The 15311-nt window shown below is 58.4% G+C and carries 17 protein-coding genes; 10 read left to right on the forward strand and 7 right to left on the reverse strand.

Features of this window, described 5'->3' with window-relative positions; translation table 11 throughout:
- Nucleotides 1-13: 13 nt before the first annotated feature.
- The 4 genes from QRN85_RS15000 to QRN85_RS15015 all read left to right on the forward strand — a co-directional run bounded on the left by QRN85_RS15000 (nucleotide 14) and on the right by QRN85_RS15015 (nucleotide 3535).
- Nucleotides 14-613 (forward strand): DUF1236 domain-containing protein, encoded by a 600-nt coding sequence (locus QRN85_RS15000; protein ID WP_062585188.1) that lies wholly within the window; start codon nucleotides 14-16, stop codon nucleotides 611-613.
- A gap of 262 nt (nucleotides 614-875) precedes the next feature.
- Nucleotides 876-1400, forward strand: a complete 525-nt coding sequence (locus QRN85_RS15005; RefSeq protein ID WP_112962694.1) for a MarR family winged helix-turn-helix transcriptional regulator — start codon at nucleotides 876-878, stop codon at nucleotides 1398-1400.
- Between the two features lie 2 nt (nucleotides 1401-1402).
- Entirely contained in the window at nucleotides 1403-2116 is a 714-nt protein-coding gene (locus QRN85_RS15010) for a response regulator (RefSeq protein ID WP_062585184.1), read from the forward strand.
- Nucleotides 2117-2155: 39 nt separating this feature from the next.
- Entirely contained in the window at nucleotides 2156-3535 is a 1380-nt protein-coding gene (locus QRN85_RS15015) for an ATP-binding protein (RefSeq protein WP_062585182.1), read from the forward strand.
- Between the two features lie 63 nt (nucleotides 3536-3598).
- On the opposite strand, the gene QRN85_RS15020 is transcribed toward QRN85_RS15015, so the two are convergent.
- From QRN85_RS15020 to QRN85_RS15040, 5 genes are all read right to left on the reverse strand, one after another.
- Nucleotides 3599-3940, reverse strand: a complete 342-nt coding sequence (locus QRN85_RS15020) for a tRNA-binding protein (RefSeq protein WP_113092553.1) — start codon at nucleotides 3938-3940, stop codon at nucleotides 3599-3601.
- A gap of 89 nt (nucleotides 3941-4029) precedes the next feature.
- Nucleotides 4030-4848 (reverse strand): pyrroline-5-carboxylate reductase, encoded by an 819-nt coding sequence (gene proC / locus QRN85_RS15025; protein WP_062585178.1) that lies wholly within the window; start codon nucleotides 4846-4848, stop codon nucleotides 4030-4032.
- Nucleotides 4849-4851: 3 nt separating this feature from the next.
- Entirely contained in the window at nucleotides 4852-5352 is a 501-nt protein-coding gene (locus QRN85_RS15030; RefSeq protein WP_062585176.1) for a type III secretion system chaperone family protein, read from the reverse strand.
- A 452-nt stretch (nucleotides 5353-5804) separates the two neighbouring features.
- A complete protein-coding gene (locus QRN85_RS15035) occupies nucleotides 5805-6068 on the reverse strand; it encodes an accessory factor UbiK family protein (protein ID WP_062585174.1) in 264 nt (87 codons plus the stop codon).
- Nucleotides 6065-6259, reverse strand: coding sequence for a hypothetical protein (locus QRN85_RS15040; protein ID WP_284759116.1), 195 nt, complete (start codon nucleotides 6257-6259; stop codon nucleotides 6065-6067). The genes QRN85_RS15035 and QRN85_RS15040 overlap by 4 nt, the downstream gene beginning before the upstream one ends.
- 128 nt (nucleotides 6260-6387) lie before the next feature.
- Here QRN85_RS15040 and lgt point away from each other — a divergent pair, with 128 nt between their 5' ends.
- From lgt to QRN85_RS15070, 6 genes are all read left to right on the forward strand, one after another.
- Complete coding sequence (gene lgt, locus QRN85_RS15045) at nucleotides 6388-7209, forward strand: prolipoprotein diacylglyceryl transferase (protein ID WP_062585644.1); 822 nt, start codon at nucleotides 6388-6390, stop codon at nucleotides 7207-7209.
- A 6-nt stretch (nucleotides 7210-7215) separates the two neighbouring features.
- Entirely contained in the window at nucleotides 7216-8316 is a 1101-nt protein-coding gene (locus QRN85_RS15050; protein WP_062585169.1) for a class I SAM-dependent methyltransferase, read from the forward strand.
- 146 nt (nucleotides 8317-8462) lie between these two features.
- On the forward strand, nucleotides 8463-9257 hold the full coding sequence (gene pgeF / locus QRN85_RS15055; RefSeq protein WP_284759118.1) for a peptidoglycan editing factor PgeF: 795 nt from the start codon (nucleotides 8463-8465) through the stop codon (nucleotides 9255-9257).
- A gap of 1 nt (nucleotide 9258) precedes the next feature.
- A complete protein-coding gene (locus tag QRN85_RS15060) occupies nucleotides 9259-10410 on the forward strand; it encodes a M24 family metallopeptidase (protein ID WP_112962696.1) in 1152 nt (383 codons plus the stop codon).
- A gap of 99 nt (nucleotides 10411-10509) precedes the next feature.
- Nucleotides 10510-11232 (forward strand): hypothetical protein, encoded by a 723-nt coding sequence (locus tag QRN85_RS15065; protein ID WP_284759119.1) that lies wholly within the window; start codon nucleotides 10510-10512, stop codon nucleotides 11230-11232.
- Between the two features lie 241 nt (nucleotides 11233-11473).
- Nucleotides 11474-12406, forward strand: a complete 933-nt coding sequence (locus QRN85_RS15070; protein ID WP_062585639.1) for a ribose-phosphate pyrophosphokinase — start codon at nucleotides 11474-11476, stop codon at nucleotides 12404-12406.
- A 196-nt stretch (nucleotides 12407-12602) separates the two neighbouring features.
- On the opposite strand, the gene adh is transcribed toward QRN85_RS15070, so the two are convergent.
- Together adh and QRN85_RS15080 are read right to left on the reverse strand one after the other, a co-directional pair.
- Nucleotides 12603-14120: an aldehyde dehydrogenase gene (adh, locus tag QRN85_RS15075; RefSeq protein ID WP_113218865.1), complete on the reverse strand. Its 1518-nt coding sequence runs from the start codon at nucleotides 14118-14120 to the stop codon at nucleotides 12603-12605.
- Nucleotides 14121-14276: 156 nt separating this feature from the next.
- Nucleotides 14277-15236, reverse strand: coding sequence for a helix-turn-helix domain-containing protein (locus tag QRN85_RS15080; protein ID WP_062585162.1), 960 nt, complete (start codon nucleotides 15234-15236; stop codon nucleotides 14277-14279).
- Nucleotides 15237-15311 lie beyond the last annotated feature (75 nt).

The raw sequence follows: 15311 nt of genomic DNA on the forward strand, positions 1-15311 counted from the left end.
AGGAGTGAGGCAGATGAACAAGAAGCTGAAACTTATGATCGCCGGCGGCGCGCTGACGCTGCTCGCTGGATACGCCAACGCGGCGATGGTTGCCACCACGGCTTCCGACATTTCTGTACGTTCGGGCCCAGGCGAAGATTATCCTGAGGTCGGTCTCGCCACCCGTGGCAGCGACGCCGTACTGGACGGTTGCCTGGACGGCAGCGCATGGTGCCGTATCGAAGTAAACGGTGTGCGCGGCTGGGCAAATGCCGATTATCTCAACGTCATGTACGAAGGCGCGCCCGTTGTTCTGCGTGAGCGTCGTTCTGAGATCAACGTTCCCGTCGTGACATACGAAAAGACTTCCAACGTCCAGTCGGAACCAAATCCGGGCGACCCGAACCTCGGTCGCGTTGGTGAAGTCGATCCGCCAGAAAATGTCATGACCTATATCGAGCGTCATCCGGGTCAGGTTGTGCGCATCGACGGTGATGTCGCCATCGGCAGCACGTTGCCAGCAACGGCAGAACTCGTTCAGATCCCAGACTATGAATATAGCTACGTCATGGTCAACGATCGCCGAGTTCTCGTGGAGCCAACCACTCGCCGGGTCGTTTACGTCTACGAGTAAGCTTGACGAACAAGCTTGAGTTTACTGTAAAAAGAGCGCGGTTTTCCTGCGCTCTTTTTTTTGCGTATCCCGGCCCCGTCCGCATAATGTCGTTGATGTTCCTCCCTCGTCATATTATCGAACGCAACAGAAAATGATTGCAATCGACCTCCTGTTGTCGCGTATTTTCAGATAGTCTGCAGCCGCATCGCCGGGACTGCAGAGCAGCCGAGAAGTCGGCGTGGTCGTGCGATGCAGGTGGTAAGAGCGAGAAGGAACCAAGGTGCCTGCCCAGTCGATGAAGAAAGCCGTCAGACGCGCCCCACCTCTTCCCCATGTCGATGATGGAAAGATCGACTTCGATACGATTGAGGCGTTCTTCTTTGCCTATCGCGACTTTGTTTCGGACCCCGACGTAATCCTTTCGAAGCTGGACTATGGCAGAGCGCACCACCGCGTCGTCTATTTCGTCTGCCGTCAACCGGGCATGACGGTTGCCGACCTGCTGGATACCCTGCAGATTACCAAGCAAAGTCTTGCGCGGGTGCTCAAGCAGCTCATCGATGACGGCTACATAAGACAGATGGCGGGCCCTGAGGACAGGCGACAGCGCAGGCTTTACCCCACCTTGACGGGCCGTGAACTGGCGCTAGCGCTCAGCGATCCACAATCGCGAAGAATCGACCGTGCCTTGGAGGGGATGCCACCGGATGCACGTGCCTGCGTTCGAGAGTTTCTTGCGCGAATGCGTGACCCGGAAACGGACCGCCCGACCATGGAAACAGCCTCTACGGAGGACAAGGAGTAGACATGCCGAGCGGTACACCGAAACAGCCACTTGCAGATGATGATGCCCCTCACCTGCTGATCGTCGATGACGATGCGCGCATCCGGGCGCTGCTTCAACGCTTTCTTGGCGACAAGGGCTACCGGATTACCGCTGCGGCGGATGCCGCGGAAGCCCGCCGCAAGATGCAGGGCATTCGCTTCGATCTTCTCATTCTCGACGTGATGATGCCCGGGGAAAACGGTCTGTCGCTGACCCGGTCGCTCAATGAAAACAAGACCGTACCCGTTATTCTTCTGACGGCGCGTTCGGAAGCGGATGCACGCATCGCCGGGTTGGAAGCCGGTGCCGATGATTATCTTCCAAAGCCTTTCGACCCGCGCGAGCTTGTGCTGCGGATCAACAACATCCTGAGACGCAACGCATCGCCGGATACGCCCAAGATAGAGCAGATCATTTTCGGGCCGTATAATTTCTCCGTACCGCGCAAGGAATTGCGGCGCGGCGCGGAAGTCATCCGGCTGACAGACCGCGAACAGGAGATCATGCTTCTCTTCGCGCTTCGCGCAGGCGACACGATCCCTCGCCATGAACTGGTCGATGCCGACGCTGATGTCGGCGAACGCACGATTGACGTCCAGATCAACCGGCTGCGGCGCAAGATCGAAGACGACCCGGCAAATCCGGTCTACTTGCAGACCGTGCGCGGCATCGGGTACCGTCTGAGCGTGGACTGACGCTGTCTGCGTCCCTTACGCCAACTGGAAGAGACGACAATGGCCAGCCTCGATTTCATCAGTGCCGCGAGAAACAGCGGGATCGCCCGCGCCTGGCGGTTCTTCGTTCGCTGGCTTCGCCACTGGCTGCCAACCGGGCTGTATACCCGGTCGCTGTTGATTATCATCCTGCCCATGGTTTTGCTGCAGGTGGTGGTTGCCGCCGTTTTCATGGAGCGCCACTGGCAAATGGTAACGGAGCGGCTGTCGGCCGCCGTCACCCGCGATATCGCCGCCATCATCGAACTTCTGGAGAGCGATCCGGAGGAAGACGACTACCAGCGTGTTATCCGCATCGCGCGCGACAGGCTGGATCTCAGTGTCTATATCGAGCCGAAGACACCTCTTCCCGAGCCTCGCGCCCAGCCGTTCTTCTCGATCCTCGATACGATTCTCGCCGATCAGATACAGCAACAGATCGGCAGGCCCTTCTGGATCGATACATTTGGCAATGGCTCGCTGGTCGAGATCCGCATTCAGCTTGCCGACAAGACATTGCGTGTCTTTACCCGTCGCAGCCAGGCCTATGCCTCCAACACGCATATCTTTCTGGTCTGGATGGGCGGCGCCTCTCTGGTGCTTCTTGGAATATCCATTCTGTTTCTTCGTGGTCAGATCAGGCCAATTCTGGCGCTCGCGAAAGCCGCCGAGAGCTTTGGACGCGGCCAGAAAATCACCGCCTATTCGCCGCGTGGGGCGGACGAGGTTCGTCGCGCGGGGCTTGCCTTCATTCTTATGCGAGAGCGCATCGAGAGGCAGATGGAACAGCGCACAGCCATGCTGAACGGCGTGAGCCACGATCTTCGCACCATTCTCACCCGGTTCAAGCTGCAGCTTGCGCTTGCCGGGGACAATCCGGATCTTGAAGGTCTGGACAAGGATGTGGACGACATGCAGTCCATGCTGGAGGCATATCTTGCATTTGCCCGCGACGATGCCGAAGAGAGCATTGGTACGCTGGAACTGGCACCCCTGTTTGACCGCTTTGCCAGCGATTTCCAGATGTGTGGCAAGACCTTCAGCTACGAGCTGAACGGAATAGAGGGCCTACCCGTTCGCCCCAACGCCTTTTCCCGATTGATCGGCAATCTGGTGGCCAATGCCCATCGCTATGCCACAACGCTGAACATCCAGGCACACCGTGCGCCAAGATCGATCACGTTGACCTTCGATGACGATGGCCCGGGAATACCCGAGGAGTCCCGCGAGGACGTGTTCAAGCCGTTTTATCGGCTGGATGAAGCGCGCAATCTTAACGCATCGGGCACCGGCCTCGGGCTTTCCATCGTCAGGGACATAGCCCGAAGCCACGGCGGTGATGTAACGCTGGGAGACAGCGCTCTGGGCGGGCTTCGCGTTATCGTGAAAATACCGGCCTAAAGCCTTTCCGTCTGGTGAGGCAAATGCCCCTGCCATGGACGACGCCGTGGACGGAGTTCGATGTCAGCACATTTTCGCGCCGTTTGGCACTGCCTGTTCCACGCTGGCGAGAACAATGTCGCCCTTCTCATCCGCAAAACCGAGCGTCAGAACTTCCGAGCGGAAGGGACCGATCTGGCGTGGCGGAAAGTTCACGACGCCCAGAACCTGTCGGCCGACCAGTGAGTCCAGCGTATAGTGAACTGTGATCTGTGCAGATGATTTCCTGATGCCGATCTCGGCACCGAAATCGATCTTGAGCTTGAAAGCGGGCTTACGCGCTTCGGGAAAAGGCTCGGCCTCGATGATGGTGCCAACGCGAATATCGACCTTTTCAAAGTCCGCATAGGTGATTTCTTCGCTCATCGTCCAATCTCCCAGAGACATGGAGGGACCGATGCCCCTAAGGGGACCCGGTCCTCGAGCGTCTCCCTGTTAAAAGGAAACGCTCCAGCTTACACGGCCAGTTCTTCGGCCCGTTTCTTCGCAGCGGCAATGGCTTTGTCGAAAAGTGGTTGCATCCCGTTATCTGCCATCAGCACCGAAAGCGCTGCAGCTGTTGTGCCGCCCGGCGATGTAACGTTCTTTCGTAGCCGTGAGGCGTCCTCGGGGGACTGGTGAAGCAGTTCACCAGCCCCCGCGACGGTTTCCCGTGCGAGACGCATGGCGAGGTCCGCCTGCAGGCCAGCTTTGCGACCTGCCTCCGCCATGCACTCGACGAGATAAAAAACGTAAGCAGGCCCGCTGCCCGAGAGAGCCGTAACCGCGTCAATATCGGCTTCGGTCGGCACCCACTCGACGGGGCCGCTGACCTTCAGCAAGGTTTCCACAAGCGAACGCTGTTGCTCGGACACCGCCTCATTGGCATAGGCGCCGGTCACACCACGGCCAATCATGGCGGGCGTGTTCGGCATGGCGCGGATGGCCGCGGATTTGCCAAGCGAGGCCTCTATGCCTGCGAGCGTCTTGCCTGCTGCGATCGAGACGACAATCGTCTGCGGCCCGACAAGTGTTTTCAGGGCGGGCAGGATCGTATCCATCAACTGCGGCTTAATGGCCAGAAACAGAATACCCGCAACAGTATCGCGCGGCGCTTCTGTCAGATGCGTTGCACCGGATTCGGTAATCCGCCTCATCATGATATCGGACGGACCCGGATCGACGACGAGGATGGAAGAGCCGGTGATGCCCTTCTCAAGCCAGCCCGACAGCAAAGCACCGCCCATATTGCCAGCGCCGATCAGAACAAGTGGACCCGATGCAAGAGTGACCATCGATCAGGCCTCTCCAACCGTCTCGAACAGTGCCGCTTCCATGGCAGCCTTCGCTTCCATGCCGGACCAGACGACAAACTGGAATGCCTGGAAATACTGCTCGCAGGCTTCAAGCGCGCTTGAAAGAAGCACTTCCACCTGCTGATTGGTGGGCTCCGCCCCGCCTGCCAGAAGCAGCGACTGCCGGAAGATGATGACATCCTCCTGACGCCAGAGATCGAAGTGGCCCATCAGCGTCTGGCCGTTGACATGCGACAGAAGGCGGATGACTTCGTTGACCCGGTGATCGGGCACCTTGATGTCGAAGGCGCAGGCGAGATGAAGCGCCTCGAACTGTTCCATCCAGGAAAACGAAACATGGTAATCCGCCCAACGGCCTTCGACCGTCATGGCAATCTCATCCTCGCCGGAGCGTTCGAACGACCAGTCGTTTGACGCAGCCACAAACTCGATCATATCGACCGGGTTGGAGTAACGTTCGACTTCAAATTCCATTAAGCTCATACGGCACCTTCTCAGCCGGAAATGAATGTTCTGTCTCGCACGCAAAGGCACAAAAACGCACACACAAATGCCGGTTACAACACATTGGGATGATGTCCGACGCTGCCAGAATAACGCAGTTAACCTGTCTGGAGCTTACCGAGTTCATTACGAATCATCATTTAAAATCAGTGTATAACGAGCGAGTCCCAGCGCCACCCCCACCTTCCCGTTTTTGCAATCAGAACGGTGGATATCTCCTCGTACGAAACCTCAGTTGGGAGTCATAACCGACTCTGCCAATTGCATTTTTCGAGTGTTTCCACAGACGTTAAAAAAAACTGAATGAATTTGCTTGCTTGCACAGGCCGAATCCCCACTGTGGCCGAAACCTGTAGCAAAACGGAACAGGCATAAAAAAACCGGGCCCTTTGGAAGGCCCGGCGTCGGAATCAACGAACAGATTGGAAGCGTCAGGAGGCGGTTGCGGAGAGCTTTGCTTCCAGCGCGTCCAGCCGCGCACGCAGCGCGTCGTTTTCGTCGCGAGCCTGTATGGCCATTTCGCGCACGGCTTCGAATTCTTCACGCTTGACGAGATCCAGACTGTTCAGCCAGCGTTCTGCCTGCGCATGAAAAGCCTGCTCGACTTCCTTGCGCATACCCTGGGCTGCCCCTGCTGCATCGGTCATAAGCTTCGCGAATTCATCGAAAATACGGTTTGTTCCAGTCGTACTCATGGTGCGATGTCCTCGTAAAGATCCAGGTCAGAATAGGGAAAAGCCGGTCGCCTTTCCGCTCCATACTCTTCAGGTAGGCACTCGCCCGCGACGTTGCAAGCGAAATAAGAAACCGTTCCTTTTGCTGCCCGATTGACAGCGTCACGATCGCGCCGAAGAATCGCCTTGACCGCACCCTTTTCAATCGCCATTTTCCCGCTCCGGGAAAAGAATGATTGAGATATCTGGTTCTTAAGGTCAGCCCTCTGGCGTTCCTTGCCCTCAACGCAATGACAATGGAATAAGCGATTTGTTTGGACCCCTCGCCCAGTTATCCATCATGCCGTTCCCGAACATCGATCCGGTGGCATTCAGTCTGGGCCCGCTGGCCATTCACTGGTATGGTATTGCCTATGTCTTCGGCATCATGCTGGGCTGGTACTACGCCCGCAAACTCAGCCTTTCCGACACGCTCTGGCGGCATGACAAATCGCCCGTCACCCCCGCGCACCTGGATGACTTTATTGTCTGGGCAGCCGTCGGCATCGTTCTGGGCGGACGCATCGGCTACATTTTATTTTATGACATGCCGGCCGTCATGGCCAATCCGGTGCGGGCATTGCAGGTCTGGAACGGCGGCATGTCGTTTCACGGCGGCCTGATGGGAACGACGCTGGCGATGTACCTCTTCGCCAGACGCAATGGCATACCCGTCTGGAGCATGTTCGACATCATTGCCGCAGTCGCCCCGCTCGGGCTTTTCTTCGGTCGAATTGCCAATTTCATCAATGGAGAATTGTGGGGACGCCTGACGGATGTTCCCTGGGCAGTCGTGTTTCCAACCGGCGGTCCGTTTGCGCGACATCCGAGCCAGCTTTATGAGGCCGGTCTGGAGGGACTGGTCTTGCTGATCGTTCTGGCCATTCTTATCTACGGTTTCAAGGCGCTGAAAAGCCCGGGTACCGTGACGGGTGTTTTCGTCTGCGGCTACGCGCTTTCCAGAATTTTCGTAGAATTCTTCCGCGAACCCGATGCGCAGATCGGCTATCTCGCTGGAAACTGGCTGACCATGGGCATGGTTCTGTCGACGCCCATGTTCCTTTTAGGTCTATGGGCTGTCGTGCGCGCCCAACGCGCAGCGACGCCAGAGAGAACCGGATAAACCACGATGCCGACACCGCTCGCACGCCGCATTAAGTCGCTCATCCGCCTCAACGGCCCGATGAATGTTACCGACTTCTTTTCGCTCTGCCTGGCTGATCCCGAGCACGGCTACTACAAGACGCGCCAGCCCTTCGGCCGGACTGGTGACTTCGTAACGGCGCCGGAAGTGAGCCAGTTGTTTGGCGAAATGCTGGGCGTGTATATCGTCCACGCCTGGCAGCGCCATGGCACGCTCGCAAATGCCCGCCTCGTGGAAATCGGCCCGGGGCGCGGGACGATGATGACGGACATTTTGCGCGTGGTTCAGCGCATTGCGCCGCCACTCTACGAAACGATGAGTGTCCATCTTGTGGAAACTAGCCCGCGGCTGGCCGAAGCGCAGCAAAAGAAGCTGGCAAGCCATGGCGACAAGATTTCGTGGCACGAAAGCTTTGAGGAGGTTCCGCCGGGCTTTCTGCTGATCGTCGCCAACGAGCTGTTCGACGCCATCCCCATTCGGCAGTTCGTCAAGACGCCACAGGGCTTTCGTGAACGGGTGGTCGCACTCGGCGCAGATGATGAGCTGATTTTCACGTCGGGGCTCGCCAGCATCGACCCTGAACTGCTGCCGCCATTCCCGGAACGTCAGCCCATCGGCACCATTTTTGAATATTCCCCGGCTCGTGAAGCGGTCATGGCAGCCATTGCCAAGAAACTGAAAAGTCAGGGTGGTACGGCCCTCATCATCGATTACGGGCACGTGGTTTCCGGCTTCGGTGATACATTGCAGGCGCTTCGAATGCATGAATTCGATCCGGTTCTTGCGCATCCCGGCGAAGCGGACCTCACCAGCCATGTCGACTTCGAAAGCCTTGTCAAGACAGCGGAAAGCAACGGCGTGCACGTCAATGGCTGCCTGCCCCAGGGCGACTTCCTCTATGGCCTTGGGCTGCGGGAGCGGGCGCAAGCGCTGGCTGCGAAAGCAACCCCCGATCAGACGCTGGAAATCGCGGAAGCCGTCAATCGGCTGGCTGGTGAAGGCGTGGGCAAGATGGGTGAGCTTTTCAAGGTGCTTGCCGTGTCCAGTACGCCGGTCCACCTCTTGCCTTTCCGCCCGCTGGATTGACAGCAGCATGGCCCTTGGGCCAACATCGCCGCAATTCGAAGCAGTCAAAAACTGCCGCAAGCATCCCATGTGATGTGCTTAAACGGAAACACTCGCTCGCAAATATGCGTTTCAAATCAGCGACATCGCCAAGGAATGACACCGCAATGCAGGACGAAACGCTGCCGCTTCCCATTCTCAGCCCCATGCTGGCCGTTGCTGGCGGAAAACAGATACGCCATGGCTTCTTCGGCCGTCACGGCGGGGTTTCCGAAGGCATTTATCGGGGACTGAATGTCGGCCTGGGCTCCGACGACGATCGCGACGCCGTTACCGAAAACAGACGACGCGTGACAAACTGGTTCGATCTGCCGGTGGAAAGACTGGCAACGGTCCATCAGGTCCATTCCCCGGATGTTGTCGTGGTGGATGGCTCATATAACGGTGAGCGACCTCAGGCTGATGCCATGGTCACCGCCACTCCGGGTCTGATCCTTGGTGTCTTGAGCGCCGATTGCGGGCCCATCCTTTTTGCCGATGCCCAACAGGGTGTGATCGGTGCGGCTCATGCGGGCTGGAAAGGTGCGGTATCCGGCGTCCTGGAAAACACCATCGAAGCCATGATTGCTCTTGGAGCACGGCGTGAACGCATCGTCGCAAGTCTCGGACCGTCCATCTCCCAGGAGAATTACGAGGTCGGACCAGAGCGCGTCGATAGCCTCAAGGAAATGAACCCGGACTACGCGGCCTACTTTTCCTCATCGCCCAAGGATGGCCATGCCTTTTTCGATCTGAAGAAGCTGACCGTCGACAGGCTTGCGAATGCCGGAGTGCAGGTGGAGGACCTAGGTCTGTGCACCTACCCCGATGAGGACCGTTTCTTTTCCTTCCGCCGTACCACGCATCGCTCCGAACCGGACTATGGACGGCAGATTTCAGCAATAGCAATTCTGGAGACCTGATATGGCCCTGCATTTCGACGCCGCCGAGTTCGAGGCACGCCATGCCCGCCTGATGGAAAAGATGGCAGAAGAAAAGCTGGATGCCGTTTTGCTGTTTGCGCAGGAAAGCATGTATTGGCTGACCGGCTACGACACGTTCGGCTACTGCTTTTTCCAGACCCTGATCGTCAAGGCCGATGGCAGCATGACGCTTCTCACCCGCTCGGCGGATTTGCGCCAGGCGCGCCAGACGTCCAACATCGAAAACATCGTCATATGGGTGGACCGCCTGAATGCCGACCCAACGCTGGACCTCAAGAACCTGCTCAGCGAGATGGATCTGCTGGGTTGCCGCATCGGTATCGAGTTCGACACCCACGGCATGACCGGGCGCATTGCTCGCCTGCTGGACAACCAGCTTGCCAGCTTCGGCCAGATTATCGATGCTTCAGCCATCGTCAGCAACCTTCGTCTGATCAAGAGCCCCGCGGAAGTGGCCTATGCACGGAGGGCGGGCGAACTGGCAGACGATGCGCTGGATGCAGCGCTGAAGATCGTGGCTGCGGGTGCTGACGAGGCAGAGATACTGGCCGCCATGCAGGGTGCCGTTTTCGCGGGCGGCGGAGACTATCCTGCCAATGAGTTCATTATCGGCTCCGGTCCCGATGCGCTGCTCTGCCGCTACAAGGCCGGACGCCGCAAGCTTGATGCAAAGGACCAGTTGACGCTGGAGTGGGCAGGCGTGAGCGCGCATTACCATGCGGCCATGATGCGCACCATCGTGATCGGAGAGCCGGAATTCCGTCACAAGGAGCTTTATAACGCCTGTGCCGAGAACATTCGCGCCATCGAGGAGGTTCTGCGTCCCGGTTACACCTTCGGAGATGTCTTCGACGTCCACGCACGTATCATGGATGAGCGCGGCCTCACACGCCACCGCCTCAATGCCTGCGGCTATTCGCTGGGCGCGCGCTTTTCGCCTTCCTGGATGGAGCACCAGATGTTCTATGCCGGCAACACCCAGGAAATCCTGCCCAACATGACGCTGTTCGTCCACATGATCATCATGGACAGCGACTCCGGCGTTGCCATGACGCTTGGCCAGACTTACCTCACGACCGAGGGAGCGCCGGAATCGCTCTCCCGTCATAGCCTGGATTTGCTCACGGCCTAATCTCGATTTGACTCCCGTCGGCTACGAACCGTACATTGCTGCGAAAGACGTTCGGCGGGAGACGACATTGAAGGGACATCCACCATGCGGCGGCTAGGGATGATGATCGCAATCCCCTGCCTGAGCGCTGTTCTGGCAGGCTGTAACACCACAGATACGCTCACCCCGTTGGTCGATGTCGGCCATGGGAACACGCAATCAACGCCGGTCAATCAGGGCGACCTCGACCAGATGGCGGCGGCCGCAGACCGGTCTCCAGGCGTGGTCTCCGCCCAGATACCTGCCTACGCACCGCAAAATACGCGGCAAGCGCAGGCGCTGGCCATGTCGAGTGGCGCTCAATACGGCCAACCCACCGCCCAGCAACAGCCTGTCCCTCCTCAACAAGCCCCGGCGCCAGCCCAGCCCCAGGCGCAAGCGCCTACGCAGGTGGCCTCTCTGCCGTCTGGATCTGCCGCAGGCTCCATCCGCTTTCTTCCCATCATTGGTGCCCCTGTAGAGGCCGTTACGCCCCTGTCTCGCCAACTGGGTGCCGAAGCGCGCGCCAAGGGCCTGACGATCAAGCCGTCGACGGATGCCTCCGCTGAAAACATTCTCAAGGGATATCTTTCCGCCTTTGATGATGGCGGCAATGTCACCATCGTCTATGTATGGGATGTTCTGGACCCTAATGGCGCCAGACTGCACCGGTTGCAGGGACAGCAGACTGTGCCCCGGCGGGGCACTGATCCATGGGGCGCGGTGACCGATACAACCATGCAGAAAATCGCTGCCCAAACGCTCAATGACTATCAGGCGTGGAAGCAGGCAAAGCACGGATAGCAACTCAGGATGGTATGAAACTTTTTTAGGCATTGCGGAGTCACAAAGTTTTCACGAAAATCATGGGTAAGACCCTCTGAGCTCTTGCATTCACGGGCAACACCGCTATTAAGGCGCCCATGGCAAAACGGCGTGTCCGACACCCTTCGGGTCGGGTATTCCTCCCCGTTTAACGACGCATGGACCTCAGGGAACATTCTCTGTCGGGTTTTAAGCGATGGCATGGAAACAGGCGGCAGCAATGAAGGTTTTCGCAGGCAATTCGAACCGGCATCTGGCCGAAGCGATCTGCAAGTATCTGAATGTCCCTCTTGGAAATGCCACTGTAAAGCGGTTTGCCGATCAGGAAATATTCGTAGAAATTTCTGAAAACGTGCGCGGTGAGGACGTTTTCGTCGTTCAGTCCACGTCTTTCCCTGCCAATGACCATTTGATGGAACTGCTGATCATGATCGACGCGATGCGTCGTTCCTCGGCAAAGCGCATCACCGCCGTTCTTCCCTATTTCGGCTACGCCCGCCAGGACCGCAAGGCCGGTCCACGGACGCCCATTTCAGCGAAACTCGTTGCCAATCTCATTACCGAAGCCGGTGCTGACCGTGTCCTGACGCTGGACCTCCACGCAGGCCAAATCCAGGGCTTCTTCGATATTCCCACCGACAACCTCTTCGCCGCACCCATTCTGGCACGCGACGTCAAGGAACATTACGACACCAAGAACGTCGTTGTCGTTTCGCCTGACGTCGGTGGCGTGGTGCGCGCCCGTTCGCTGGCCAAACGTCTGGACTGTCTGCTCGCCATCGTCGACAAGCGCCGCGACCGTCCGGGCGAGTCCGAGGTCATGAACGTCATTGGCGACGTTACCGGCAAGGACTGCCTGCTGATCGACGACATCGTGGATTCCGGTGGTACGCTGTGCAACGCCGCAGAGGCGCTTCTCAAGAACGGCGCGACCAGCGTGACGGCTTACATCACCCACGGCGTTCTCTCCGGCGGTGCCGTGGCGCGTGTGGCCTCTTCCAAGCTGCGCGAGCTGGTTATCACCGACAGCATTCAGCCGACGACAGCTGTCCAGTCAGCGCATAATATCCGCGTCATCACCACAGCCACCCTGCTCGGCGAAGCCATCAATCGTACATCGATGGAACAGTCGGTTTCCGGTCTGTTTGACTAAGACTGCGGCCGGAATATCCAGCTCCCAGATATTGGAATAGATATTCCATTTCTTGTCTTGAATGAAATAAAAAAGCCGGCGCATTCCGCTCCGGCTTTTTCTGTCTTTCGGGAACCGGCTCCCGGAAGCTCGCGAGAACTTCCGGGAGAATGCCGGCGGCAGCGGCCACCGGCTCCGGGGAGGACCCTGTCGCTTCCTAGAAGAAGCCGAGCTTGTTGGGGCTGTAGGAGACCAGCAGGTTTTTCGTCTGCTGATAATGATCCAGCATCATCTTGTGGGTTTCGCGACCAATACCGGACTGCTTGTAGCCGCCGAAGGCAGCGCCTGCGGGATAGGCGTGGTAGCAATTGGTCCAGACGCGCCCGGCCTCAATGCCGCGCCCTGCCCGGTAAGCCGTATTGGTGTCACGGCTCCAGACGCCCGCGCCAAGGCCATACACCGTGTCATTGGCAATCTCGATGGCCTCGTCCAGGGTCTTGAAGGTAGTCACGGATACGACAGGGCCGAAGATTTCCTCCTGGAACACGCGCATCTTGTTATTGCCTTCGAAGACCGTCGGCTGGATGTAGAAGCCATCCTTCAGGTTGCCCGACAGCGACTTCTTGTCACCACCGGTCAGGACCTTTGCACCTTCCTTTTTGCCGATCTCAAGATAGCTCATGATCTTGTCGAACTGCTCCTGGGATGCCTGCGCACCGATCATGGTTGCGGCATTCAGCGGATCGTCCTGGCTGATCGCTTCCACGCGCCTGATCGCCTTTTCCATGAAGCGATCGTAGATGGACTCGTGAACCAGCGCGCGCGATGGGCACGTGCACACTTCGCCCTGATTGAGGGCGAACATCGCAAAGCCCTCAAGCGCCTTGTCGAGGAAAGCGTCGTCTTCGTTCATCACATCCGCAAAGAAAATGTTGGGAGACTTGCCACCCAGTTCCAGCGTAATGTTGGTGACGTTGTCTGCGGCGTAGCGCATGATTTCCTTGCCGACCGAGGTCGAGCCGGTAAAGGCAATCTTGGCGATGCGGTTGCTTTGTGCCAGCGGCTTGCCCGCTTCCGTACCAAGGCCGTTGACGATGTTGAGGACGCCGGGTGGAAGCAGGTCTTCGATCAGCTCCATCACCAGCAGGATCGAAGCAGGCGTCTGCTCGGCAGGCTTCAGCACCACGCAGTTGCCAGCCGCAAGCGCGGGCGCAAGCTTCCAGGCCGCCATGAGAATGGGGAAGTTCCACGGAATGATCTGGCCGACGACGCCGAGCGGCTCGTGGAAATGGTAGGCGACGGTATCATTATCGATCTGGCCGATGGACCCTTCCTGCGCGCGCACGCAGCCTGCGAAATAACGGAAGTGATCGATCGTCAGCGGAATATCGGCATTGGTGGTTTCACGCAGCGGCTTGCCATTATCCCAGGTTTCAGCCCGGGCGATAAGGTCGAGATTGTCCTCGATGCGCTGAGCGATCTTGAGAAGAATATTGGAGCGTTCCGTTACGCTGGTGCGACCCCAGGCCGCGCGGGCCTTGTGCGCAGCATCCAGTGCCGCTTCGATATCGCTGGCATCGGAGCGCGGGACTTCGCAAATCTTGTGACCCGTGACCGGAGACAGGTTGTCCATATAGCGACCCGACTTTGGCTCCACCCACTCGCCGCCGATGTAATTGCCATATTTCAGCTTGAACGGCGCTTCGCCGGCCTTTTGCTGGACCTGAATGTTCATGAGTTCATCCTCCCTGATGAAATGCGGTCCTTATCTGACCGCGTGACAGGAAGGTGCTCGCAGAATGCGGCCATTCATAGAGGTGGCGGGCGATTCCGCATTGCACAGTGTTTCACTTCTGCGACAGCGGAAGCGATCAACACACCATCATGAGGTTCAGTGAACGCCGAATTTCTTCATCTTGCGGTGGAGCGTTGCCCGGCTGATGCCAAGCAGGGATGCAGCCTGCGTTATATTGCCATTGGCACGTGACAGCACACGACGGAGTGCTGCTCGCTCTGCCTCTGCAAGCTCCGCACCCCGGTCATGGCGATCTTCCTTCAACGCATCGGACGCGGGAATACCGGCCGCCAGGCGGGCATCGTCCAGCCGCAGCGCAAGCCGCGCCGCCCGCGTCGCCCCCAGAATGATATCGTCGGGATCAACGGCCAGAAGCGACAGGGATGTGGAGCCGCCTGATGGCAGCATGAGAATGCGCGCACCGGGAAAGGCACGCCGGAAAAGATTGCCTTCTATGCGCTGGGCCGCATCGCGCACCGCCTGGGTCAGCATGGAAAAGGTGAATTCGTTGACATCGTCGCGGCAGGTGGAAATGTCCAAGGCACCGGTCACCTGCCCAACGTGATCGCGAATGGGCGCCGTGGTGCAGCACAGACTGATATTGGAGGAGAAGAAGTGCTGGTCGCGGTAGATCGTAACGGACCGTTCATCGGCGAGCGCCGTGCCGATGCCGTTGGTGCCGACGCTTGCTTCGCTCCAGACGGCTCCCGACCACAGGCCAAGCTGGCGGAAATCCCGATCATCGCTGACAGCGCCGCGTCGCTCCAGCGCCACACCATCTGCGTCCGTCAGAAGCAGGCAGCATCCGGCCTTTCCGACTGCGGTAAAGATCCGGTCCAGTTCGTCCTCGCTCTCCGCGATCAGACCGGCAGACACTTCCCGGGCGCGCTGAAATTCCGTATCCGTCAGAAAGACTGGCTTGCTGCTCTGTTCGGGCGCCAGTTTGTATTTCGTCATGCAGCGACGCCAAGAGGCGATTATGGGCGAACTGGCGGCAGCCGATGGCTGGCTCGCACTCTGGTAGACATGATCCGCATGCGCTGTGCCGATAGACATGGACTCCTCCCGAGTTTGACGGGATGGTGCGCCGGAAACAAAGGTCTTTCAACAAAAAAACGCTTTACGTGCTCT

Source organism: Agrobacterium sp. fls2-241-TYG-188a (assembly GCF_030209845.1).